At 40.2% G+C, this 24,899-nt stretch carries 18 protein-coding genes; 5 read left to right on the top strand and 13 right to left on the bottom strand.

Features of this window, described 5'->3' with window-relative positions; all coding sequences use genetic code 11:
- Positions 1-617: 617 nt before the first annotated feature.
- The 8 genes from ABLA33_RS03375 to ABLA33_RS03340 all read right to left on the bottom strand — a co-directional run bounded on the left by ABLA33_RS03375 (position 618) and on the right by ABLA33_RS03340 (position 11,052).
- Entirely contained in the window at positions 618-1,766 is a 1,149-nt protein-coding gene (locus tag ABLA33_RS03375; RefSeq protein ID WP_347719240.1) for a DUF6057 family protein, read from the bottom strand.
- Positions 1,767-1,784: 18 nt separating this feature from the next.
- Positions 1,785-3,842: an alpha-amylase family glycosyl hydrolase gene (locus ABLA33_RS03370; protein WP_347719239.1), complete on the bottom strand. Its 2,058-nt coding sequence runs from the start codon at positions 3,840-3,842 to the stop codon at positions 1,785-1,787.
- A gap of 138 nt (positions 3,843-3,980) precedes the next feature.
- A complete protein-coding gene (locus ABLA33_RS03365; protein WP_315090131.1) occupies positions 3,981-5,093 on the bottom strand; it encodes a phosphatidylinositol-4-phosphate 5-kinase in 1,113 nt (370 codons plus the stop codon).
- A 3-nt stretch (positions 5,094-5,096) separates the two neighbouring features.
- Entirely contained in the window at positions 5,097-5,858 is a 762-nt protein-coding gene (kdsB, locus tag ABLA33_RS03360; protein ID WP_311490298.1) for a 3-deoxy-manno-octulosonate cytidylyltransferase, read from the bottom strand.
- Between the two features lie 3 nt (positions 5,859-5,861).
- The gene (locus ABLA33_RS03355) at positions 5,862-8,249 is read right to left on the bottom strand and encodes a transglycosylase domain-containing protein (RefSeq protein ID WP_347719238.1); all 2,388 of its coding nucleotides are present in this window, start codon (positions 8,247-8,249) and stop codon (positions 5,862-5,864) included.
- 102 nt (positions 8,250-8,351) lie between these two features.
- On the bottom strand, positions 8,352-9,188 hold the full coding sequence (locus ABLA33_RS03350; RefSeq protein WP_347719237.1) for an MBL fold metallo-hydrolase: 837 nt from the start codon (positions 9,186-9,188) through the stop codon (positions 8,352-8,354).
- Positions 9,189-9,205: 17 nt separating this feature from the next.
- A complete protein-coding gene (murB, locus tag ABLA33_RS03345) occupies positions 9,206-10,222 on the bottom strand; it encodes a UDP-N-acetylmuramate dehydrogenase (RefSeq protein WP_347719236.1) in 1,017 nt (338 codons plus the stop codon).
- A gap of 2 nt (positions 10,223-10,224) precedes the next feature.
- Positions 10,225-11,052, bottom strand: a complete 828-nt coding sequence (locus tag ABLA33_RS03340) for a DUF4348 domain-containing protein (RefSeq protein WP_311490294.1) — start codon at positions 11,050-11,052, stop codon at positions 10,225-10,227.
- A gap of 104 nt (positions 11,053-11,156) precedes the next feature.
- Between ABLA33_RS03340 and pheS the strand changes: the two genes are divergently transcribed.
- The 3 genes from pheS (at position 11,157) to ABLA33_RS03325 (ending at position 15,728) form a co-directional block, all read left to right on the top strand.
- The gene (pheS, locus tag ABLA33_RS03335; RefSeq protein ID WP_347719235.1) at positions 11,157-12,197 is read left to right on the top strand and encodes a phenylalanine--tRNA ligase subunit alpha; all 1,041 of its coding nucleotides are present in this window, start codon (positions 11,157-11,159) and stop codon (positions 12,195-12,197) included.
- A 515-nt stretch (positions 12,198-12,712) separates the two neighbouring features.
- On the top strand, positions 12,713-13,885 hold the full coding sequence (locus ABLA33_RS03330) for a hypothetical protein (protein ID WP_311490292.1): 1,173 nt from the start codon (positions 12,713-12,715) through the stop codon (positions 13,883-13,885).
- A gap of 85 nt (positions 13,886-13,970) precedes the next feature.
- Positions 13,971-15,728: a M64 family metallopeptidase gene (locus ABLA33_RS03325; protein WP_347719234.1), complete on the top strand. Its 1,758-nt coding sequence runs from the start codon at positions 13,971-13,973 to the stop codon at positions 15,726-15,728.
- A gap of 125 nt (positions 15,729-15,853) precedes the next feature.
- Here the strand turns inward: ABLA33_RS03325 and ABLA33_RS03320 are convergent, their stop codons facing one another.
- From ABLA33_RS03320 to ABLA33_RS03310, 3 genes are all read right to left on the bottom strand, one after another.
- Positions 15,854-16,582, bottom strand: a complete 729-nt coding sequence (locus tag ABLA33_RS03320; protein ID WP_347719233.1) for a nucleotidyltransferase family protein — start codon at positions 16,580-16,582, stop codon at positions 15,854-15,856.
- Between the two features lie 43 nt (positions 16,583-16,625).
- Positions 16,626-18,092: a DUF4270 domain-containing protein gene (locus ABLA33_RS03315; protein ID WP_347719232.1), complete on the bottom strand. Its 1,467-nt coding sequence runs from the start codon at positions 18,090-18,092 to the stop codon at positions 16,626-16,628.
- 209 nt (positions 18,093-18,301) lie between these two features.
- Entirely contained in the window at positions 18,302-19,105 is an 804-nt protein-coding gene (locus ABLA33_RS03310; protein WP_311490288.1) for a glycogen/starch synthase, read from the bottom strand.
- 253 nt (positions 19,106-19,358) lie between these two features.
- On the opposite strand from ABLA33_RS03310, the gene panC reads away from it, so the two are divergent.
- Positions 19,359-20,210, top strand: a complete 852-nt coding sequence (gene panC / locus ABLA33_RS03305) for a pantoate--beta-alanine ligase (protein WP_347719231.1) — start codon at positions 19,359-19,361, stop codon at positions 20,208-20,210.
- Positions 20,211-20,215: 5 nt separating this feature from the next.
- Positions 20,216-20,566 carry an aspartate 1-decarboxylase gene (panD, locus tag ABLA33_RS03300; RefSeq protein WP_311490286.1) on the top strand — a complete coding sequence of 117 codons (351 nt, stop codon included), beginning with the start codon at positions 20,216-20,218 and terminating at the stop codon, positions 20,564-20,566.
- 85 nt (positions 20,567-20,651) lie between these two features.
- Here panD and ABLA33_RS03295 read toward each other — a convergent pair whose 3' ends face one another.
- Both ABLA33_RS03295 and ABLA33_RS03290 read right to left on the bottom strand, forming a co-directional pair.
- Positions 20,652-21,911 carry a DNA recombination protein RmuC gene (locus tag ABLA33_RS03295; protein WP_347719230.1) on the bottom strand — a complete coding sequence of 420 codons (1,260 nt, stop codon included), beginning with the start codon at positions 21,909-21,911 and terminating at the stop codon, positions 20,652-20,654.
- Between the two features lie 285 nt (positions 21,912-22,196).
- On the bottom strand, positions 22,197-24,821 hold the full coding sequence (locus ABLA33_RS03290; RefSeq protein ID WP_347719229.1) for a M60 family metallopeptidase: 2,625 nt from the start codon (positions 24,819-24,821) through the stop codon (positions 22,197-22,199).
- Positions 24,822-24,899: the final 78 nt, after the last annotated feature.

The raw sequence follows: 24,899 nt of genomic DNA, 5'->3' as shown, positions 1-24,899 counted from the left end.
CTAAAAATAGTAAAACAAGAAGAAATTTCCTTCACATTTTAACGCTCTCGTATCGCACTTAAGACTTTAAAAACTTAAGCTTTCATGTAGTAGTACGAGGGACATCAAACAAAAATATTTGTAAAGAAAATTCACATTTTAAGCACCCGAGAATGGCTTAAAATCCAACTAAAAGGCCGCAGAATGAAAATAACGCAGTTTTGGCGCATCACTAAAATAGGCTTCTTTTCAATTTCTCAAGGAGAAATTTTATTTTCTATACTACAAATTTTATTTTCTCCTTGAGAAATTGAAAATACAATAAGGGGAATTTTGAACGCAATAATGATTTCAGCTGACATCTTTATTGCATTTTCAGACAGAATAAGGAAAAGAAAGCACTTTTTGAGAGAAAGAACCTGCAAGAAAGTAGGATTCTTCCCTCTTCTCGTGAGAATTCTACGCTTTTCTATACCATTTTCCGAAAAAGAATGCAACTTTCCATGCTAGATTAGAAAAGTTAATTGTCAATAAAAAGGTCTGTAATAGAAAGAAAATTATTCAGCATTTCTCATTTCCTATAAATTGGAAAGAAAATATGTTGAGAGATAAAAAAACAGCAATAATTTGTTTTTCTATCATTTCAAATTACTGTAATAATAGTACCACCAATAGGTATCACCATATAGGACAGCTAAGACATTGGCGCGTTCATACTCGGAGGGATAATTGTTGCGCTTATCTATGAAATCTTGATAATTAGCCTCCATCAATTCATTTTTATACTGAATCTGTCTGTTGGAACGAATACGCTGATAGAGTATTAGAGCTTCAGCGTAAGCACGAGGTATAGACAACGTATCGCTAAAAGCATGATATTTGCAAAACTCACTCACAAAACGATCTATTTGCTTATTGAGCAAGAGTCCACAGAGATAATAATCGCGCCCAGGAGTGAACAGAGCATAAGGACGATACTTTGCTCCCCGCTCCAAATACTGAGAGGCAGATTCTCCTCGATGTGGCCAGACTCCAATTTGCCGAAAAATGGCAGATGCTTGAAAGGGTGTACGCTTTGCATCATGATGATGAAGAAGCAACACACTATCTCCAACATTTTGTAACGGATAGCGAAAGAGTTCATCTGCAATGCTCTTTCCAGAACGGCTTTGAGCATAAGCTCGCATGGCTGTGATAACCGAAGTGCCTGGAGGATTTACGGAACAATCAAGCACGCTTCGATATTTTCCTTCAGAGATGAACCGCGCCATCTTGAGTTCTTGATGAAAATAAGTATCAGCATTTCCTGCCAATCCCATATAGGCAACAAGTGCTAAGAGCCACATACAATGCCATGTAAGGCGAGGCACCAAACGATAGCTCGCCCGTTTGCGATCCTTCTCCTGTCTGCGATAATCAATGCGATGCTGAAGAATCCAAAAGGCGAGACAAAACAATGTGACCAACAAAGAGATCCAATTACAATACGGCACAAAAGATGTAAGCAAGACGGCTACAATGGCAGATGGCAAAAAAGTGAGCGTATAATGGCGATCACGAAAATAGATAGTTTTACTTACCAATCGTTGCAAGAGCAGAAGCGAAAGAATGAGAAGCCATGGACCAGCAGAAGTATCGTAGAAATTATCCTTCCCGAATAGCTTGTCAAAAGTGAAGACAATAACATCTCGCTCATAGGAAAGGACATAGACCAAAGCAAAGAGCATAAAGAGTGCGCACAGAATTGCACGCACTCTCTTACGTCTGATATAATCTGCTATATTCATGTTTAGCCTTATTGGAAATTAAAATCTCCAGCTACATAAGTCCGACTTTTTCTCCACAGTTTTGCGCAAGACAAGACCGATACGAGCTGGAACATAGAGTCGCAACCAACCTTTACCATCCTTTTTGAGTAAAGGATCTGACATTGTCTCTATGCGCACACTGTCGTCAATAATACCATGCCCACCAAGAGAACAGGAGTCAGTATTCAGAACAATATCGTAAGAACCTTCTGGAACTTGGAAACCATAGTCGACGAAACTACGCTGAGGATCTAAGTTATAGACGAAGAGAAGATCACCACGACTATAAGCCAATATCTTATCATCATCATTGTGCCAAACTTCAACTACGGGCAATTTCTGGAAGTTGCGTTCCGATTTAAGAAGCTCGAGCATCAAACGGTCAAATTCTCCCAAATACTGATAGCACAGTTCTTTGTTGTCCACCAAGTTCCACTGACGGTGTGCGTACTTATAGCTCCATCCATTTCCTTCACGGGGGAAATCTATCCATTCGGGATGGCCAAATTCGTTGCCCATAAAATTGAGGTAACCACCGTTGATAGTTGATGCCGTTAAGAGACGTATTATTTTATGTAGAGCAATACCGCGATCCACACCTGCAGTTTCATCGCCAATGCGGAAATGCCAATACATTTCAGAATCTATCAAGCGGAAGATAATCGTTTTGTCGCCCACAAGTGCTTGGTCATGGCTTTCACAATAGCTGATATTATGCTCATCTGCTCTACGGTTTGTAAGCTCCCAAAAGATAGAACTTGGCTTCCAGTCTTCATCGCGAAACTCTTTTATCAACTTAATCCAAAAGTCGGGTATATTCATGGCCATACGATAATCAAAGCCATACCCGCCATCCTTAAATGGTGCAGCAAGACCAGGCATACCGCTCACTTCCTCAGCGATAGTAAAAGCTGAAGGCTTCACTTCATGAATCAAGAGATTAGCCAAGGTGAGATAAGTGATAGCATTGCCGTCTTGATGCCCATTAAAATAGTCGCCATAACCATTAAAAGACTCTCCAAGTCCATGACTATAATAGAGCATAGAAGTAACTCCATCAAAGCGGAAGCCATCGAAATTAAATTCTGTCAGCCAATATTTGCAATTAGAGAGAAGAAAGTGGATAACTTCATTCTTTCCATAATCGAAACAAAGACTATCCCATGCCGGATGTTCGCGACGCTCGCCAGCATAAAAGAACTGATGAGGGTCGCCACAAAGATTCCCAAGGCCTTCTACTTCATTCTTCACTGCATGACTTTGCACTAAATCCATAATAACGGCGATGCCATGCTTGTGGGCCTCATCAATGAGCTGCTTGAGTTCTTCTGGCGTACCAAACCTACTAGAAGCTGCAAAGAAACTGCTAACATGGTAACCAAAACTACCATAGTAGGGATGCTCCTGAATAGCCATTATCTGGATACAGTTATAGCCATCCTTAATAATACGTGGAAGGATGTTCTCACGAAACTCATTGTAAGTGCCCACTTTCTCAGCATCCTGTGCCATACCGATATGGCATTCATAAATAAGGAGGGGATTGCGCTTTGGGCGGAAGGTTTTCTTCTTAAAGACATATTTTTCAGCAGGATCCCAAACCTGTGCGGAAAAAATCTTTGTGGTATCATCTTGTACTACTCGCTGACACCAAGCAGGGATACGCTCACCTGAGCCTCCATCCCAATAGACCTTCATTTTATAAAGATCACCATGCTTCATAGCAGACAAAGGAAGATTTATCTCCCAGTTGCCAAACGTACCTACAGGTTTTAGCTCAAATTTCTCTGATTCTTTCCAACCATTGAAGTCGCCAATGAGAAAAATTTTAGTAGCATTGGGCGCCCACTCACGGAAAATCCATTTTCGAGCCGTACGATGTAAGCCGAAATACAGATGCCCATCAGCAAAATCAGACAGACTGAGTTTCCCGTCTTGAGTGAGTTGGTTGAGTTTCCATAACACGTGATCGTGGCGACCCTGAATGGCATCATTGTAAGGCTCCAACCACGAATCATTCTTCACGAGCTTCAAGAGTTTCTTTTTTTGTTTCATGATAATCAAATTAGCCCTCTAGCACAAATGCTTGTAATGGAAAGATTGCGTTAAAAGGTTTTTAGTTAAAGTTTCTTATAGGAAAATATAAAAGAATGAGGAGAGATTATGACTCTCCTCCTCATCTGAATTTTAGTGTCATTGTTTGCGGCCGTGGCTATAAACTCCTTTTGAAGTTACATTACCATTACGATCATACTCTACATATTTTCCGTCCTTCTCATCATCCATGAAAGAACCATCGAAACGAGAGCCGTCAGCATAAACAACAGTGAACTTTCCATTCTTTTTATTATTACGGAATGTGCCTTTATACTTTTCGCCTGACTGCATACGCAAAACTCCTTCGCCATCCATCATATTGTCCTTCCAATAGCCTTGATACTCGTAGCTATTTTTAGATTTATAGGTGCCATACCCATTTCGCTTATTATTTTTCCACTGCCCCGTGTAGGACGCTTGTCCTTTCCAAGTATATGTACCCTGTCCACTCTGCTCACCGTTAAGAAATTGTCCTACATAACGGTCACCATTGGCATAAGTAAAGACACCCTCTCCCGTACGCTCTCCTTGAAGATACTGCCCTTCGTAGACATCTCCATTCTTAAACTTATAGATGCCTTTCCCGTCTTGCATATCATTTTTCCAATCACCTATATAGTAATCTCCATTGGCGTAGAAGAATGTACCACGACCATTGCGCAAGTTATCAGACCAATTCCCCTCATATTTGGAGCCATCTTTCCAATCAAAAATGCCAGATCCTTCCTTTTTGTCATCAGCCCACATCCCTTTGTAAAAAGCACCACTCTTATAGGTATAAGTACCTTGTCCCACACGTTTATCCTCTTTCCATGAACCATTATAGACATCTCCATTATAATAGTACATTATGCCTTGACCATCTTTGGTATTCTTAAACCAAAGTCCATCGTAACGATTATTATTCAAGGCATAATATACTCCACGGCCATGCTGTAAATCTTGAAACCATTGACCTTCGTACTTCTCCCCCGTGGCATAAACCATCGTACCAGAACCTTGTCTTTTGCCTTTCAGATAACTTCCTTCGTATACGTCTCCATTTTTGAAAACAGTCTTACCATGCCCATTAGGTTTACCACTAAAGAGGTCACCTGTATAAACAGATCCATCACGAAAGACAAAAGAGCCAACTTGTATCTTTTGAGCTCCAACAGTGAGAGTAGAAAAGGACAGTAGAGATATTAAGATGCTATTGCGAATGTTCATAATTTACTGATTATTTGAAAGAAATATTTCGGCACGCTGCAAATCTTCAGGAGTATCAATGCCGATGGTCTCTATATTGGTCTCCTTCACCTTTATGGTAAGCCCTGCTTCCAACCAGCGAAGTTGTTCGAGCGATTCACTTTGTTCAAGAATTCCCTGAGGGAGTGATGTTATCTTGGCTAAAATGTCTACACGATAAGCATAAAGTCCGATATGTTTGTAAAAAGTGTGATGCTGTAACCACTTTTCTTGTGGAATGTTTCTCAGATATGGAATAACACTTCTACTAAAATAAAGAGCATTACCGTCATTGTTCATCACGACTTTAGGAGAATTGGGATTCAACAACTCAGAAAGAGGAGCATCAGAAGCAAAAGGTTTCACCAAAGTAGCTATTTCAGTAAAAGAAGTATTAAAACAATCTTTTATAGCCTCTAATTGAGACGCAGCAATGAAGGGTTCATCACCTTGAACGTTTACAACAACATCATATTTATTACCTTTAGCTTCCAGCTTCTGCAAAGCTTCGAAACAACGATCTGTTCCGCTCTTGTGATCAGTGCGTGTCATTACGGCCTTACCACCAAAACTCAAAACAACATCATAAATACGTTCATCATCCGTAGCAACATAAGCATCAGAGAAGACTTGACTGACACGTTCATAAACGCGCTGAATAATATACTTTCCTCCTAAACAAGCTAACGGTTTGGCTGGAAAGCGTGTTGAGGCATATCGTGCGGGAATTAAAGCTAAGAATTTCATATTTTAATCAAATAAATGTTCCCCCGTGACTTGAGACTTCCCATGAGAAGCTGGTGCAGATTTTTCTTTATTTGGATCTTCCGCATTATTAGAAAAAGAATCATCAGAACTTGATAAAGAAGAAGCTTTTGGTTTCCCACTAACTGACTTAGTTAGTTGTTCATAGGGAAATTTCTCATTCGGTGAATAGCCCAAAGCTGTATTACGATAAATCTTTGTAAGATAATAAGCAAAAATAGGAAGAGCAGTTTCTGCACCTTGCCCCATCGCTGTAGAATTAAAATGAATATCGCGATCTTCGCCACCTACCCAACAAGCAGTCACTAATCGAGGAACAATTCCAACGAACCAGCCATCGGCATTATTATTCGTTGTACCAGTTTTACCTGCCAATGTGCCTTCAAGCTTAAATTTATAATGCAGACGTCCTGCTGTTCCACTATTCACAACTCCTTCAAGCATCTTTAGCATATTATAGCTGCTCTGCTCCGAGATGACCTCATTCATGCGCGGAGTAAACTCAGCCAAGACATTACCCTGGCTATCCTCAATGCGAGATACAAGTAATGGTGCACAACGAATACCCTTATTTACAAACATCGTGTAAGCACTTGCTAATTCGCCCACGGTAATTTCACATGGACCAAGACATAACACCATTGAAGGGTAAAGCTTATAAGTGGATATACCTACTTCACGTAAGAAATCAATCAATCGATGTCCTGAAGGATCTATTTGAGCCATTAAGTTTGCCGTTACCCAGTTGTTAGATTGGGCAAGTCCCCAACTTAGAGGAACATGTTGACCGTAACGACTGCGACTGCCATTTCTTGGAGTCCAACCGCCATAAGAACGTTGAACATTAGCCACTGTATAATTCGGACTAAGACCATCCTCCATTGCCATGGCATAAACGAAAGGTTTCATAGTAGAGCCAACTTGTCTACGCCCTACCATAGCCATATCATATTGGAAATGTGTAAAATCAAGTCCTCCTACATAGGCCTTCACATAACCAGATTGTGGTTCAATAGAAATCAAACCTGCACGCAAGAATGATTTATAGTATTTGATTGAATCCAATGGAGTCATAACAGTATCTATCTCCCCATGATAGGAAAAGACTGTCATATCAGTTTTCGTATGAAAAGCCTTGCGAATTTCTTCTTCAGAAGCTCCTGCTGCTTTCATCGCACGATAACGATCACTCTGTTGCTCAGAACGAGCTAAAATAGAACGTAATTGAGTCTGAGAAATTGAAGACGTATACGGGAAATTCGCACTTTCCTTTTTCTCTTTATTAAATTGCTTCTGCAAATAATTGGCAACATGCCCATAGACTGCTTCTTCTGCATCTTGCTGCATACGACTATCAATTGTCGTAATGATACGAAGTCCGTCAGTATAAATATTATAATTAGAACCATCACGTTTGGTATTCTTCTTACACCAACCATAAAGTGGATCTTTTTCCCAAGAAAGACTATCTTGATAGTATTGCTGTTCCTGCCAAGCCATATAATCCTTCCTATTGGGTTTCTCTGCCATCATGATACGTCGGAGATACTCACGCAAATAAGCTGCCTGACCATCTTTATGATCTATACGACGAAAATGAAGCCCCAAATCTGTCAGTTTTAGACTTTCCGACTCTGCAGCTGAGAGATATCCTCCTTTTACCATCAAATCAAGCACGACATTACGACGTTCTTGAACTCGCTCTGGCTCTCGTACGGGATTAAAGTAAGCAGGATTCTTACACATTCCCACAAGCATTGCACATTCAGACACAGACAAATCTTTGGGACTTTTATTAAAATAGACTTTTGCTGCAGTCTTTATACCGACAGCATTATGTAAGAAATCAAAATAATTAAGATACAACGTCATTATTTCCTCTTTGGTATAATGACGCTCAAGCTCTACAGCAATAACCCACTCTATAGGCTTTTGAAACAAACGCTGTAAAGTATTTGAAGCAGTAGAAGAATATAATTGCTTAGCAAGCTGCTGCGTAATTGTAGAGCCTCCTCCTGCACTGCGTTGCCCCATAAAGCCACGCTTTACAATGGCGCGTAACACAGCGCGACCATCTATGCCACAATGGTCATAGAAACGTGAATCCTCTGTTGCAACTAAGGCTTCAAACATATGAGGCGAAATACTGTCTTTAGGGACAAAGATACGGTTTTCCTTTTGAGACCACGTCCCTAACATTTTTCCATCAGCAGAAAAAACTTGAGAGGCATATTTGTCAATAGGATCATTCAGTTCATCCAAGGGAGGCATATAACCAATCCATCCTTGCTTTATGGAAATTACACCTAGAACGCATATAGCGACAAGTGCGCCATAGACGTACCACATAATGCGTATTAACTTCTTCTTCATTCCGCAGTTTTCAACAAGGCTAAAGCCTATATTACCGCAGCAAAGTTAAATAAAAAGAAGCATTTTGACTACTTTCTCTCGCTCAAATCATATAAAATATCCTTACTCAGGAATTTCCACCACTAATTCATCGTAAGCAAAAGAGACCGAGGGAGGCAAAAAAGCTTGACTCTCAGAATGACAGCCCGCATTATGACTCATATGAATCAAATATGTTCGACGCGGTGTAAGCCTTCTCACCAGAGCTAAAGCTTCTTGTATGTTTTCATGAGTGGGATGATTTCCATCTCGCTGCAAAGCATCAATAACCAAAGTATCTAAATCTTTAAGAAACGATAGATTTTCTTCAGGCAAGGTTTTTAAATCCGTGAGATAGGCCATCTGAGCAATGCGAAATCCTAAAATAGGAATTTTCCCATGCATCACTTGGAGAGGAAGAATAGATAGCTCTTTAATTTTGAAAGACTTCAATGGACGGACAGTAATTGTTTGAAAACGAGGCACGAAAGTATTCTTTGATTCATGAAAACAATAAGGATATTTCTCTCGTATATAATCACATGTCTTTGCATCGGCATAAATTGGCATTGGACGAGCTATGCAGAAAGGTCTCAAGTCATCCAATCCCCCTACATGGTCGTAATGAAAATGCGTCACCAAAACACCATCTATCAACTGCGGAATACTGTTTCCATATTTTGCTCTTGATAAAAAATTACGAAAAGAGCTATCCACTGGAAGTGATGAAATCCAACGCAGCATTTGATAACGAAAGTCTGGGCCACAATCAATTAAGAGTCTAGTCCCTCGTTCTGTTTCCAATAAGGCTGAAGTGCGTAGGCGATGATCATGCGAATCGTCAGAAGAACAAACGCGACAATCACATCCAAGGGATGGATTGCCGCTACTTGTCCCTGTCCCTAAAAAGGTCAGTTTCATATCTATATGAATCTATCTCAAATAAAATTTACTTCAGGCTTTAGTTCTATTTGAAAATGCTGTTGAACATCATGTATAATTGCATCACTCAAATTCACAATATCTTGTCCATTCGCACCGCCTAGATTAATAAGCACCAAGGCTTGCTTGGGATAAACTCCCGCCCGACCAAGTGTTTTCCCTTTCCATCCCACTTGCTGAATAAGCCAACCAGCTGGAACCTTAACACCTGCAGGCATCTTATAATGAGGCATTTCAGGATAGATGTTCAACAACTCATGAAACTTTACTTCGCTGACAATGGGATTCATAAAAAATGAGCCAGCGCTTCCTATCTCCTTTGGATCTGGGAGTTTACTACGACGCACTTCTACTACAATATCACGAACTTGATGCGCTGTGACATCTGCCTCGGTCAGTCCTCTTGATTCAACTTCTCTGCGCAATGCGGCATAAGTCAAATTTAAATGAAAAGTTTTCTGAAGACGATAATACACATGAGTCACAATATATTGTCCACGCAACGCATTTTTAAAAATACTGCTACGATATGCGTATTCGCATTCCTCCTTCTGAAACACACGAGGTTCGCCAGTAGCTATACATACTGTTGCAACTTTTTCTATGTATTGTTCAGCCTCCGTGCCATAAGCTCCTATATTTTGTACAGCACTTGCACCCACTTCACCGGGAATGAAAGAAAGATTTTCCAATCCATAAAAACCATGACTTAATGTCCAATCCACAAAATCATCCCAATCTTCGCCAGCTCCGACCTTGAGAAGGACAGAATCCGAAGTATTCTCAACAATCTCTTTACCTAATACACGAGAGTGGAGAATCGTGCCTTCAAAATTTTTCGTAAATAAGAGATTACTTCCCTCACCTATATGGAGCAATGGTTTAGGAAGATTTGTATCACAAAGCAATTCATACAATTCTTCTATAGAGTTGTATTCAACGAACATTCGGCAATGTGCATCAATACCAAATGTATTGTGCTTCAATAACGAGTAATTTTGTTGCTTAAACATTCTCAATTATTTTCCAAACGCGTCACCATCCATTGTCCGCGTACTTTTTTGAAGGTAATAATACTGGACATTGCGCCATCCGATGCTGCTACCATCAGTAGACGTTGCATCGAATTTGTATACTTTTGCCCATAATTTACATTAGTAATCACCCCCTTTGGAAGTTCTGGTGCAAAATCTTGCCACTGAACAGGCTCTCCTACACCAGAGATAGGCTTATATGTATCAGGATCTTGCAAAATCAGAGAAAAAGGACTCTGTATGTGCTTTATCTGATAAGAGCGATCGCTTGAAAATCTCTTATAAAAATTAAGGAAATCACTATTTTCATTTTCCTTAAGTTGTTCATCTATTAAAGAGGTCATCATCCAGCGACCATTTTTTTTGTCAAAAACATATTGTTTCACTCGATTTTTATTCAAATAAATCCATTCTACCACAACATGAGCGAGATCAGGATCCTTCTGATTTTTTATTGATTTCTTTGAATCAAAAATCATCGTGTAAACCTCATTTTTAGAATAAAGCGGGTCAAACTTCCACTTTGCTTTTTCTATCTGTGTTTCTTTTCCATCTACAACATATTTGAGAGGAAAAGAAATTCTCTCCGATTGAAAACGGCGGTTTGACATAAAGTTGAAAGCAAAATCGTCGAAAACACCATCGGCCGCTGCAGGCGGTTCTGCTTCAGACAGTTTAGTTGAATCTGTCAATGTATCTTTTACTACAGTTGTGTCCTCCGTTTTTACTGTTTTTTGCTCTGAAGGTTTATTACCTCCACAAGAAAAAAGAAGGAGAAGAACTGAGAAAAGTCCTAAAAAGCATTTCATATACGAATTGAGTTACTTTATATAATGGCCGCGAAGATAATGATTTTATTTGGCACTTCTGATAGAATAAGTTAATTTTGCGCCTTAGAAAAAAAACAAAAGTAATGTTAGCAGAAAAAATACAAGAGATCCTTGCACACGTTGAGGATTTAAAAGCGAAAAATGCTGAACAACTTGAACTTTTACGCATTAAATATTTAAGCAAAAAAGGTGTCATCAACGACTTGATGACTGAATTCCGCAATGTTCCCAATGAGCAGAAGCGCGAATTAGGCATGCGTATCAATGAAGTAAAAGCAGCCTTTCAAGATAAAATCAATTCTCTTCGACAAAGCTTAGCTACTCAAGAAGACGACCATAGCGATCTTGATTTAACGCGTACGCCCTACCCCATTGAAATAGGAACACGCCATCCAATCAGCCTCGTTCGTGATCGCTTGATTGATATTTTCAATCGGATGGGCTTCACAATGGCAGAAGGTCCTGAAGTTGAAGACGATTGGCATGTATTCTCTTCTATGAATTTTGCTGCTGACCATCCAGCACGAGACATGCAAGATACTTTTGTTGTAGAACAGCACCCCGACATTGTACTCCGTTCTCATACAAGCTCAGTCCAAGCTCGTGTTATGGAAGCAACGGAGCCTCCTATTCGCGTGATCTGTCCAGGACGTGTTTATCGCAATGAAGCAATAAGCAGTCGCGCCCATTGCTTCTTCCATCAGTTGGAGGGGCTTTATATTGACGAAAAAGTTTCGTTTGCAGATCTCATGCAAGTTATGTTGACATTCTCGCGTGAATTGTTCGGCCCTGAAACAAAAATACGTATGCGCCCAAGCTATTTCCCATTCACTGAACCCAGTGCGGAAATGGATATTAGTTGCCACATCTGTGGAGGTACTGGTCATAATGGTGACCATGATTGCGTTCTCTGTAAAGGTACTGGTTGGGTAGAGATTCTTGGTTGTGGAATGGTTGATCCGAATGTTCTTGAACTTAACGGCATTGACAGTAAGAAATACACCGGTTATGCTTTCGGCCTAGGCCTTGAACGCATTGCCAACTTGCTATATCGTGTTCGTGATCTTCGCTTATTCTCTGAAAATGACAAACGATTCTTAGAAGAATTTATGGCTGCTCATTAAACTCTTCTTTCGGATAAAAAGATACAGAAAGCTCCAAGTTGAACTTGGAGCTTTTTCTATATCTTAAAATCAAGCACAAACAATACTTTTTCCCGAGGTCCATACTCTAACAGCCCATTTGATACATCTTCCAATCAAAATTTACAAAACTTCTAAAGTTCCACTATAAAAATGCCACTCTCCCAAAAACATATCCTACTAAAATTAAATACTCACACAATCAAAGAAAACATCTGAAGCGTATTTTTTTGATAAAAGAGGAAGAAAAATACTATAAGGATGTTTGAAAACACTATAAGGATGTCAGCTGGCAGAATAAGGCTATCAGTTGACTCCCTTATAGTATCTGCAAACAGATACTATAAGGGAGGAATGTCCCCTATTAGTAGCGTAACATAAGAAAAGAAATATAAAAATTGTTTGGGATATATAAAGAAAGTACTTAGATTTGCAGCCATCATTATAAAATCCAAATAATGATTAAAGATTCTTAGTATTCACCAAACAAAAAACCTATGAAAACGAATCTAATGAAATGGATGTTGCTCATGAGTGTAATTCTCATGGGGATTGTATCGTGCAGTGATGAAACAGAGAAGCCAACTTTGGCAACTCCTGAAATTGTACAACATGAGCAAACGGACGACAACCCTATCAAGTTGAGTTTCTCATGGACAGAAGTAAAAAATGCAACTGCTTATGTCTATGAACTTTCAACAAACATAGATGGAGTGAATACCACAATTGCCAAGGGCGAAACTGCCACTACAAGCGTAGAAATCACTGAGAGCAAAGAACTTCTCCTCTCCTACGACACGAAGTACACTTTCAGTCTTATAGCAAAATCTCCACAACTAGAATCTAAATCAGTCAGTGCAGAAGTAACAACGTCGCCCTCACCTTTCAAAATGGAAGTAACAGAATTAAGCTATCGTGGCGCAACTTTTAATGTTACTCCTACTGATCCTAACATGCCTTATCAAACAGCTCAGACAGAATGGGATAAATACGCGAAATACGAATCAGACTCTATCTTTATCGCTAATTATGAGTTTTCCTACTATAAGGCAGTACCTCCTCCTTTCGTTCCTTGGTATGTTAAGATGGAAAGTGCGTGTCAAAAAGGAAATCACTCTTGGAAAACTAGAATTCTGAGTCCAGGGAAAACATACATATTCTATTCTTACGGATGTAAATTCCAATACAAAGAAAACCCCAAGAATCCAGTTGTACTTTCCACTCCATTTGTAAAAGTAAAATTTACTACTCCTGAATGGAAGGCAACCAGCAAGATGACTTTCAATGTGACGTCTGTTAGTCAAACTCTCAAAGATGGTAAGGTAGTATCCGTTGTTAAAGTTGTACCTTCCTCTAACACAGAGAAATATTTTGTAACCTTTGTAGAGGATGAGTACGTAGAGAAGAACTATGGTGGCAAAGACTTTGAACTCCTAATGGGACGTATGGGTGATGCTGAAAAAATGGGTGTAGTAAGAAACTACAACTGGGGAGCTTCCAAGCTGCTCCGTTCTGGAGAACAGACGATCTCTAATGCAGAAACAGGAATCAGTGTTGATCAAAATATCACAGCTGGTAAAAAGTATCATGTAATAGTCATCGGTATGAGTGATGATGGACTTCAAACAACAGAGATTAAGCGTTTAGATTTGACCGCTCCTTCCAAATAAAAAAACATAAACAACGCCGTTCCAATGCAAGAAAGTATATTCTAGAACTTTCAAGGCTTTGGAACGGCTTTAACTTTTATATCATATGAAAGCCAAGATTAGTTGGGTGCTTGCAATATCTAGCATCTTTTTGCTAGTAGCTTGTTCATCGGAAAATAATGGTAGCGAATCATCTCCCTTTACGGTGACAACACCAGAATCTTCCTTAAAATTGGGAGTTGAGAAAAATAGTAAAAAAGAAGTCAGTTTCTCCTGCCCTGAATCTTGGAAGGCAAGTGTAAACGTGGACTGGGCAACTGTATCGCCCATGACAGGTACTGCAGGTAAGCAGGAAGTAAAAATTATTGCAAAAACATATAATAACACAGGAAAAGTTCGCGAAGGCATATTACTCTTAACCTCCACAGCAGGAAGCAGTCATCTTAAATTTTCTCAAGAAATGGCCGATGTTATTAATTTTGATCAGCAGATTTACAATGTTGATATCAAAGGTGGAGATTTAAGCGTGAAATTTTCTTCAAACATACGCGGATATAAACTTTTATTCGTTTCGCAATCTGCAAAACCAACTTGGATTAAGGCAAAGAAAGATGCTAACGTAGGAAGCAAAACAAGCGAAACAAATGAAGGATTGGAAGAGAGTGAATATCAATTCACCGTTGCTCCTAACGACACACATGAGAAGAGAAGTGCATCTTTCTACATTCGCATTGTAAATCCTAACGATCACAATAAAGTTTACATCACCTCTGGACTATTCAGCATCGTACAAGAAGGTTTACCCGTTGAAACTTCCACGGATTATTCTCGCAATAATTCCGTAAAACAATTACAGAAACATACCAAAGGGGCTGGTATCCCTCTTGTTCTCATGGGAGATGGTTTCGTGGACCAAGAAATTAACTCAGGTCGTTACGATGAGATTATGAATCAATCAATGGAGAACCTCTTCACTGAAGAACCCGTAAAATCACTCCGCGAATACTTCGATGTATGGCAAGTAACTCTTGTCTCTCAAAACAATGCATTCGGTGAAAAATACAAAACAGCACTCGACTGTGAAATTAAAGGAAATGGAAGTTCGCTTATAACTGGTAATTTCGACAAGGTTCTGGCAGCCGTAAAGAACATTGAAGAGTTCAAAGCAGAAAGTCGCCTACACGAAGTAGTTACCGCCGTTATTCTTAATAGCCCACAGTATGCAGGAATAACAAACTTTGGTATTTCTTTCGATGGAAAGATGAGCAATTTTGCTATTGCGTATGTGCCACTCGTCAATAATGATGCTAAAAGCGAGGCCTATAGAGCTGTTCTATGTCATGAGACTTTGGGACACGGGTTGGCTAAATTACTTGACGAATATGCCTATGAATCAAACAATACAAGCATTCCTCTTGATCAAGTGAACAAATACAGCGAATTACAGAAAAAATATGGATGGGCACATAACATTTCTTTTTCTGCTACAGGAACTCCTTGGAATCATATCTTAGCTAATAAGAACTACCAATCACGAGATTTCTTCGGAGAGAAGCTTGGTATCTACGAAGGTGCTTTAGGCTATCTTCATGGAGGATGGCGCCCTACAGATGATAGCATGATGTTTCACAATCGACATGGGTTCAATGCACCATCACGAGAGGCTATATACAAACGTATAATGTCTACAGCTTTTGGCGAATCATGGACCTACAACTTTGATGAATTTGTAAGATTTGATCAAGCACACTTACCAAGACCAACATCTGTGCAAGCATCAACAAGGAACCACTTCGAAAAGGAAGCATTCTCCATTATTGGTGAGCAAGCTCAACTCCTTGCTCCGCCCGTTATTGGGCGCTAAGAGAGACTAAAGAACTTCTTCTATAAAATCATTGCTGTCTGGCAGACGAAGAAACAGAATTTCACCGTTCTACCAGACAGCAATTCATTTATAAAAGATACAAAACCGCTTCCTGCATCAGAGTATCAGAGCGTGAGAATAAAATCTTCAGCCTCCTTTAGCGTATTTTGTTTACCTACATCAAGCAAGCGGAGATTTGAAGAAAAAACTCCTCGAAACGACAGTTTGTCGCAGGTCTGCAAATAGAAATCCATAATAGGAAAAATCCTTGGAAACTCTTCTAAAAAAGAGAGCAAACGAGGAGATACTAAATGGATGCCACTAAAAGCATATCGGCGTAAAGGAATTATATCCAGATTCGGAAAAGGCGTACGTACTTCTCCTGTCTGAATATTGGTCCAAGCGCGCAAATAATTATTCTCATCAAAAAGAAGATAACGAGTTGTCATACGTTCACTAACCATCAAGGCTGCATCAGCATCTTTATTTGACTCATAAAACTCACGCAAAGGAGCGTTACTAAGAATATCCACATTATGAATCAATATGGGATTATCATTAGGTGTGAAAAGTTTCATAGCTTGACGCAGCCCGCCCCCCGTATCGAGAAGTTCTCCGCGTTCATCACTCACATGAATAGGTATTCCAAAATCATGCTTATTCAAATAGCTAATGATTTGTTCAGCAAAGTGATGTACATTTACAATAACCTCTGTGGCTCCTGCCTCACGCAGACGAGTCAGTGTATGCCATAAAAGAGGTTTTCCAGCAACAGGTACTAAAGCTTTTGGCATTGTATCTGTCAGAGGTTTCAAGCGAGTTCCACGTCCCGCAGCAAAAAGTAGTGCTTTCATTTATTGCGATGAAAAAGCCTTCTCAAAAGAGAAGGCTGTAGTCTTATTTTTCGAATTTTGTATAAACAACAGAAATTGACAGATTATTACCTGTTGGGCCTCCTTGTAATTTAACGCTCGACAGGCCTAATTCGTTTCGAACTCGAAGAAGTTGGCGAGTAGTTTCTCCCGTCAGGTTATTTTTCACTGTCGTATATTCTGAACTCACAGGTAGAAGTGCTACTTTATTCCAATTAGGATTAACTGATTCCCAAGCAGCATATTTTGCGCGCCGACTTGCTTCAGATTCACCAACGACAACACCAGCTCCTTTATCTCTGGCGCGTTTCATTGTCGAAAGCAACTGGCCTATATTATTAAAAACGTATGCGTTATAGTCTGAGTTATAATCAGCCGTATAACTTGTTAGATTATCTGGTAATGTCTTTGTTTCAAAGAATGAATACATCTCTGATTTCGGTAACAGAATAAGTGTTGAAGGTTTCGTCAGAGTATAATTTCCAGAAATGGTATTATTCAAACAACGGAAAGTTATTTTTGCTTGATTGATAGAATCAGTATAGTGGTTTCCTCCTACAATATCATCAACTGGCAATGCTACCTCAGTATAGATACCGACGGGAGATTTCACATAAGAATACTGGTTCGTGGCACTAAGCATTCCGGTGGGCAATTGATTATCAACGTGCGTATTTTGAATAACCTCTTCCGTAGCAGCCATAGATTCTTGTCCACTACAGATACTATCTCTCCCTGTAGCTGTCTTCTGAAGGTAGCGGAAATACAGATTCAAATAGCTTGTTTCTACTTTCAGCATAGAGCCAACTCCGTCACTCGTCTTAAAATAAAAGCCTGGACAGACATGATGAATAAAGCTATAAGAATTTTTAAAGTATGCAGGATTTTCGTAATACTTATTGACAATGTATTGTGCGTACTCTTTTGGCAGTCTCACTACAACACTCCCTTTAAAAGAGTCTGCACTTGTGCGCAAGTCACGTCCTGTCAAATCACGAACACTATAAGTTATCGTCTTCTGGTAAGGACTCGTGGCACTCACGTACTGTGCAGGATTTATCGTAGTATAATAGTGTGCTCCTTCCTTCATTATTTTGTTCGTATCCAATTCCTGTACATAGAGCTTCATCGTTGTCAGAGAGTCGCCATAATAGGTCTTAAAATAGAGACGAATATCACAAGAATCCACACTTACCATACGATTCTTGGCAGGAAACGAGTAATTCTCTCGCATATGATATTGAGCCAAAAAATTGCAAGAAGTTGTAGCATGACTTTCTGGATCTACGATTGAACCCAAATAACAAGTACTCGTATTGGCCAAAACAGAATCCATCTTAATTGAACGTGATGTCACACTATAGGTAGCCTGAGACGTGGCAATCTTATCAAATCCAGGCAAAACACCTGTTCCCAGTGTTGCTGTATCATCGCTGCAAGACGCAAGAGCTCCGACAAGAGCAAAAGCAAATAAGGGGGCAGTATACTTCATTGATATATATTTAGCTATTTAGACTGCAGATTCTGTGCTCAGCACAATAATAAAATCTGCTCTATATTATCCGCGAAGATAAAGAATTCAAATAAATCAACAAGATTTGTTTAACGAAATATCACGAATTTAGCGAATTTTGTCTGAGAAAGGGAAAGAGCTTCTTGACATAAATTCGCTAAACTCGTACTATCTAATTGTCAATCCAATTAAAGCGTTTCGTAGAAAGCAGTATAGGCATCGCTCGTAGGTTCGCCAGGATACTCAAGGATAGGCTTTCCTATTTTACGAGCAAAGTCTAGTGTTTCTACTGCCACACCTTCTTCCGTCTGAATTAGTCCATCACTGAAGGTCACTGCTAATTGTGCCAAAGCATCTGGACTAGAAAAATCAATGTTTGTGTTATCCAATAATTGATCATCAATGTTACGGAACTTCAAGCATTCGCGAAAATTAGCAGCAGGATTATTCTTTGGAGTTTCACCATACACCGAGAATACTACTTTTGTGTCTTGGAAAGCAGGCTCATTATGATAAGCTGTTTTTATCAATAAAGGGGCAACGGCAGAAATCCATCCATGACAATGAATGACATCTGGAATCCAACGTAATTTTTTAACAGTTTCAAGCACGCCTCGAGCATAGAATATTGCACGTTCGATGTTGTCAGGATATTCCGTTCCTTCCTCATCTGCTAACATACCGCGATTTTGGAAATAGTCATCGTTGTCGATAAAGTAGACTTGCATACGTGCCTGTTGAATAGAGGCAACTTTTATCACAAGCGTATGATCTGTATCATCGATTATGATATTCATTCCCGAAAGGCGGATCACCTCGTGCAACATATTGCGACGCTCGTTGATATTCCCCCACCTCGGCATAAATGTTCGAATCTGACGGCCCGACTCTTGTACTAATTGAGGGAGCTTTCGTCCCATTCTTGCCATTGGAGTCTCTGGGACATACGGGATTATCTCTTGGGTGATAAATAAAACTTTATCTGCTTTCATTTAGTTTTTTAATATGAAAGAACATATCTCTGAAATAAAGGAATATGTCCTAGCCTTCAACTTAATTCCAGTGCAAAGGTACAAAAAAAACCGAAAAAATGAGCACTCCAAATCGCAAATTCTATGTTTCTCACCACTCTGAGTATGTTTAGAATAAGGGAATTTGTTTTTTCTATCAGTTTACCGTAATTTTACGCCTCGAAAATTTAGGGTGTTTTTCAAAGAATGCCACAACCCAAAACACAAACTAAAGATGTATATTGCAAAAACCGTAAAGGAACTTACGGATCTCCTAGAACAGGAGCGCACAGCAGGCAAGACCATTGGTCTTGTTCCCACGATGGGGGCTTTACATACGGGACATGCCTCTCTTGTTTCTCGCTCTGTTAAGGAAAACGACATTACCGTTGTTAGTGTTTTTGTTAATCCCACACAATTCAACGATAAAAACGATTTAGCTAACTATCCCCGCACTCTGGAAGCTGATGCACAACTATTGGAAAGCATCGGAGCGGATTATGTCTTCGCACCCAATGCAGAAGAAATTTACCCAGAACCAGACACTCGCCATTTCGATTATCCCCCTATTACAAGCGTAATGGAAGGTCCTCGCCGTCCAGGCCATTTCAATGGTGTGTGTCAGATAGTAAGTAAGCTATTTGATATGGTAAAACCTCATCGTGCTTATTTTGGAGAAAAAGACTTCCAGCAAATAGCAGTTGTTCGTGCAATGATTGAAGAACTACATATCCCCGTAGAACTTTGCCCCTGCCCTATTGTTCGTGAAGGAAGTGGATTAGCCCTAAGCAGTCGTAATACTTTATTAACAGAAAAAGAACGAAAGTTGGCAGTAAACATATCTAGAGTTCTCTTTATCAGCGTTGACTATGCACAAAACCATAGTGTAAGAGAAACGCACAACTTTGTTGTTAATACTCTTAATGCGTTAGACGGACTGGAAGTGGAATACTTCGAGATTGTCAATGCGCATACGCTGCAAAATGTACGAACATGGACCGATGCCACTGAAATTCAAGGGTGCATCACTGTGTATTGCGGTAAGAAACCTATCCGACTCATTGATAACATCAAATATAAAGGTTAAGTTTTATGGTTCTAGATCTTCTAAAAGCAAAGATACATTGTGCCACAGTTACAGAGGCCAATCTGCACTATATGGGTAGTATAACCATCGATGAAGATTTGATGGATGCAGCAGGTATCCTGCCAAATGAGCATGTGCACGTCGTCAACAACAATAATGGAGAGCGTATTGAAACATACGTTATCCCTGGTCCACGCAAAAGTGGCTGTATCTGCCTGAATGGAGCTGCCGCCCGCAAGTTTCAAGTAGGCGATATTGTTATTATTATGTGCTATGCGGGCTTTACACCAGAAGAGGCTAAAGCTCACAAACCCTCCGTTATTTTCCCAGATGAAAAGAACCAGCTTTTGAAATAAACAGAGATTTCATCATAAGACAAAAGCACTACCTACAATCAGTAAGTAGTGCTTGTATTTTATCAACATGTAAAAAAGAAAGCTGTTAAACCATCTCCTCCTCTTGTTCCAATTGCTCCATATCTGCACGCTCTGAAGGTATGGGGCGATTCGGATTCTCTTTCGCACCCAGAGCTTTCAGTTCGTTGCCTTTTCGAACAACACTCTGTCGGCCTGAGAAAACTTTTTTCTCTGCATCTTCGTATGCTTTCAGCGAATTGCGCAAAGCATCTCCAAGTTTCTGATAACGCTTCAAGAAATCGCCTAACCTGTCCAACAACTCTTCAGCTATAAGGAAAACTCGCTGTTGATTCTCCGCTTGCTGATATTGCCGCCAAACAATCTGAATGATACGCAATATCGCCATCAGATTCAATTCTCCAGCAATCAACACTTTATGGTCGAAGGCATCATACCATAGTTTGGAGTCAGCAGTCAAAGCCAGTTGTAGCGCACTCTCATTTGGAACAAACATCACCACAAAGTCTATCGACTTGCGGGGAGCCTGAACATAACTACTATAATCTTTCTTCGATAAACGCTGATACTGATCACGTATGCTCCTCACATGAGCCGCCAATGCAGCTGTACATTCTTCTTCACTCTGTGCATTCACATAATCGTCATAAGCTTTGAGCGAAACTTTTGCGTCTATAATAACATCTTGCTCATGGGGATAATGCAAAATCGCATCGGGCTGCATCGATGCACCTGTATCGATATTTTTTAGATCTTGTCCCAAATCATCACGCAAGCGAGTTTGTAAATCATAATCAATCCCTTCGCGCAGTCCCTGACATGAGAGCAAATTACCGAGAATCACCTCCCCCCAATTTCCTTGTGCCTTATTATCTCCACGCAAAGCTTGAGCTAAATTCGCAGCTTTCTCCCCCACTCGCTCGTTGCTCTCAAGCATCTGTCGGAGTTGTTCTTGAAATGTAGCCGAATTAGCAGCTGATGTTTCACGGTTTTGAGTAAGCTCTCGCCGCATCTCTCCAATGGCTTCTTTCAATGGTTGCGTAATCTGACCAATTGAATCTGTATTTTCCGACTTCAATTTTTCCGCATTCCGCTCTAACAGTTGTTGCGCCAAATTGGTCATTTGTTCTTTCGTGGCATTCATCTGTTCTGTTAGCTTCTCTGCTCGCAACTGAGCTTCCTTATCTGCTTGTTCACGAAGCAGATGAAGCTCAGTTGTTTTCTGCCTCAGTTCTAAATTTAGCTGCATCAGTCTTTTCTGATGTAGCACATAAGCAATGGCCATTCCAAGTACCACACCTATTACTATATATAATATCACTTCCATATTGCGAAGTTAAAAAAAATTCAGTACATATTACCTTTCGTTTCTCTCCAGTTTTCGGGTACGACAAAGCCGAAATCCCACTCTCTCCAAAAGCGTATAAAAATATCCTTATAGCGTTTCAAAATGCAATAAGGATATCAGCTGACATCCTTATTGTATTCGCAGATACAATAAGGAAAACCTCAACTCTAAACTATCTGCAAAGACACTGAAAACAGCTACGACTAAAAATAAAAATCCCCGACTCTGAAAGCCGGGGATAAAATATAAACATATTCCACCTATTTAGTTAGGAAATGTAGGGCGCGCAAAGCGCTTACCCTTATAAGTTGAAATTGTCCGAATCATTTCTGCATTGCATTCCTGCAAACCGAGAGCATCCATATCCTGAACAAATTCATCATACATAGACGGTGTGAGGATATACCATTTATCACCATAGTCGCCCACACGCATACTTACCTGACGTAGGAAACCCCACTTTTCAAAGAACGGAGTGAGATTATAGCCTGTCAAACGGCTCACCTTGCGGATGTAGTTGAAAATAAATGGCACGCTATTGCTATACCAACCGCGAGATGGAGCTACAAAATTATGAGTTGTCCAAATCGATGTGGGATAAGCTGTCTTATAGGCATTCCATTTCACATTACTTCCATTCTGAGCAGATGCCAACAATTCATATTTGTCGAGACCATTCTGCTTTTCAATCTTAGAACCTTCTGCATTGTCAGACTGACGCAGACTTTCATACCAACCCGGAGCAATATCAGGGAAACCATTCTCAGAGAAATAATTGTAGAGGTCAACAAGCGGAGCAAGCGCATGGTTTACGCCTAAATCCTGCAATGCCCAACCGCGCGTAGCGTCTACGCTGCAAGCCGTTATAACAGAGTCTGCCCCCGTTGTTCTTGTGAAATCTTGTAATTCTGCGTTCCAGTTTACTTCGTCTTGGTGTAAGAACGCCTGACGACGATGCTCACTGACTTTTCTTTCACTGGCATAAGCGTTATCGTTCAGTACAACATTATTGGCAAAGTTTATCCAATTACGGAACTGACCTTCACGATCATAGGGATACCCCATGTGCATCACATTATAATAGGAGTTCATATTGTTGCTAACCTCCGACATACCAGCCCAGTTGAAGTAAGGCAACATCTGGTGCTGATGTCCCCATTCATGAGAGAGACCCCAGATTGCATCTTCATCATTGTAGACAAGCGTTCTACAATTAAGCACGCGGCGCTCTTGAGTGTGGTGGAAACTTACACCGAAACCGCCTTGGAACATATAATAGGTATAGTTCGAATAAGCCATAGTGCGGAGATTAGGCAGAGAATTGTATTTCTCAAAGCCCAACAAACGTTGCTCCCAAGTAATGAGTGTATCAAGTACATTCATATACTGACGATAGCCTATACTAGTACCATCTGTTGACTTACAATAATTGTGCAACCCCTTAGAAGTCCAGACAGAGTGAACATGTTTGCCAACAACATCCATACAAATATTCTTTGCATTTCCTGTCAGTGCGTGCATTTCTTCGTTCGTCTTCTCTGGACTCAAATAGCCGTTGACCTGGCCATTGATAAAGTGAGCCTTTATTGGGGCATAATCAGAAGAGTTGCCCTCTGCCGTGTAGCAGATATAAGCCAAACCATCATAGCCAAAAGTGTAGTTAATGACATTGATACCATTGTTGAGAGCAAAAGTAGAAGTAATAGGGTTACCACCATCAAAATTACCCCCATCTTTTCCTTCGTACCATGCAACAACCTTCAACGTAACATTCATACCACTTGGTATACCGCGCACAACCACTGCTGTGGTTGAGCCAGAAGGGATATTGATACCTGTTACGCCAGAAAGTTGGTCGTAATACTTACCTGGAGCATTCCAAAGCTTGCTGTAATAGCGTGGAGAATTATAACAAGGATATTCTGCTACGCGATATTTTGTTGAATAAGTACCATCGTAAATCTGATGAGCCAGAGCACGAATCAGAGGTACACTAATCGTATCAATTTGAGCTTCTGTTACACCAGGTTTCAAAGCTGTATAGAGGTCATCGGTAAAGATATCAAAAGCTGACATTGAAGTACGCTGACGGAACTCCATTTCAGCACAACTTGCAAAACCGCCTGCGCCAGACAATACGCGGAACTGAATCTGCGCAACGTTCTTGAGCGGAGTTCCAAAGGATATTTGCTTAACTGAGTTGTCACCAGACCAGTTAAACGTCTTGTATAGAATGAAAGCACTTTCATCTTGAAGACGAATCAACACTTGCACCTTCTCAAAAGAACCGTTCGTTTGGCTATCCTGACGAGGAACATAATTGATATAATCAATCTGATTGTTGCCCGAGAAGGAATAAGTCAAAACAGCTGGATTTGATTCGGTAACATTAAAGCCACCTGCTCCCCAAGCAGTATGCCAAATAGAAGCATAATCCTTATCGAGAGTCAGATTTGCGGAATGACCCGACATAGAATTATTGGCCGTAACATTTGTTGGGCGAATAACAGGATCTTGCGGAAGTTCGTTTGCACTAGCATCAGCCTGCTGTGTCAGCTTCAGCACTTGGCTAAGATCTGTCGTCGTACTTTTGAAAGTTATATTAGCTATACGGCTCTCACCATAATAGTTCTGATCCACATGCACAAAGATACCATTCTGGCTCTTTGTCACAGTGGCCCAAGCTACATCACTTGTTGCGGTATAGTCTACGTTGGCTGTGATATCGAAGCATAAAGTGCGTTCCTTATAATTGAGAGTCTGATTGTGAGGAGCCACAATCATTGGCAAAGCCCCTGTAGGCAGAGTGCTCTGAGCCGTGGAGGGAATTGCTGCTAAAAGACTTATCGCAGCAAAACATGTCAACATTATTTTTCGTATATTCTTCATTGCTACTGTCTTTTATTTATTGTTATTGCTGTCCGGTAAACTTCCAAACGGCACAAGAAAGCTTCCCGAAGCCCTTTA

The sequence above is a fragment of the uncultured Alloprevotella sp. genome, from assembly GCF_963536905.1.
Classification (GTDB): Bacteria; Bacteroidota; Bacteroidia; order Bacteroidales; family Bacteroidaceae; genus Alloprevotella.
Note: the sequence above shows the minus strand (reverse complement) of the source record. Positions and strands in the feature narration are given on the sequence as shown.

What these genes read in the sequence shown, in the direction of transcription:
- ABLA33_RS03315 (WP_347719232.1), bottom strand. Translation starts at nt 18,092, where the DNA reads ATGAAGTATACTGCCCCCTTATTTGCTTTTGCTCTTGTCGGAGCTCTT.
- ABLA33_RS03325 (WP_347719234.1), top strand. Translation starts at nt 13,971, where the DNA reads ATGAAAGCCAAGATTAGTTGGGTGCTTGCAATATCTAGCATCTTTTTG.
- ABLA33_RS03340 (WP_311490294.1), bottom strand. Translation starts at nt 11,052, where the DNA reads ATGAAATGCTTTTTAGGACTTTTCTCAGTTCTTCTCCTTCTTTTTTCT.
- ABLA33_RS03290 (WP_347719229.1), bottom strand. Translation starts at nt 24,821, where the DNA reads ATGAAGAATATACGAAAAATAATGTTGACATGTTTTGCTGCGATAAGT.
- ABLA33_RS03350 (WP_347719237.1), bottom strand. Translation starts at nt 9,188, where the DNA reads ATGAAACTGACCTTTTTAGGGACAGGGACAAGTAGCGGCAATCCATCC.
- ABLA33_RS03330 (WP_311490292.1), top strand. Translation starts at nt 12,713, where the DNA reads ATGAAAACGAATCTAATGAAATGGATGTTGCTCATGAGTGTAATTCTC.
- kdsB (WP_311490298.1), bottom strand. Translation starts at nt 5,858, where the DNA reads ATGAAATTCTTAGCTTTAATTCCCGCACGATATGCCTCAACACGCTTT.
- pheS (WP_347719235.1), top strand. Translation starts at nt 11,157, where the DNA reads ATGTTAGCAGAAAAAATACAAGAGATCCTTGCACACGTTGAGGATTTA.
- ABLA33_RS03375 (WP_347719240.1), bottom strand. Translation starts at nt 1,766, where the DNA reads ATGAATATAGCAGATTATATCAGACGTAAGAGAGTGCGTGCAATTCTG.
- ABLA33_RS03320 (WP_347719233.1), bottom strand. Translation starts at nt 16,582, where the DNA reads ATGAAAGCACTACTTTTTGCTGCGGGACGTGGAACTCGCTTGAAACCT.
- ABLA33_RS03355 (WP_347719238.1), bottom strand. Translation starts at nt 8,249, where the DNA reads ATGAAGAAGAAGTTAATACGCATTATGTGGTACGTCTATGGCGCACTT.
- ABLA33_RS03310 (WP_311490288.1), bottom strand. Translation starts at nt 19,105, where the DNA reads ATGAAAGCAGATAAAGTTTTATTTATCACCCAAGAGATAATCCCGTAT.
- ABLA33_RS03370 (WP_347719239.1), bottom strand. Translation starts at nt 3,842, where the DNA reads ATGAAACAAAAAAAGAAACTCTTGAAGCTCGTGAAGAATGATTCGTGG.
- ABLA33_RS03365 (WP_315090131.1), bottom strand. Translation starts at nt 5,093, where the DNA reads ATGAACATTCGCAATAGCATCTTAATATCTCTACTGTCCTTTTCTACT.
- panD (WP_311490286.1), top strand. Translation starts at nt 20,216, where the DNA reads ATGGTTCTAGATCTTCTAAAAGCAAAGATACATTGTGCCACAGTTACA.
- panC (WP_347719231.1), top strand. Translation starts at nt 19,359, where the DNA reads ATGTATATTGCAAAAACCGTAAAGGAACTTACGGATCTCCTAGAACAG.
- ABLA33_RS03295 (WP_347719230.1), bottom strand. Translation starts at nt 21,911, where the DNA reads ATGGAAGTGATATTATATATAGTAATAGGTGTGGTACTTGGAATGGCC.
- murB (WP_347719236.1), bottom strand. Translation starts at nt 10,222, where the DNA reads ATGTTTAAGCAACAAAATTACTCGTTATTGAAGCACAATACATTTGGT.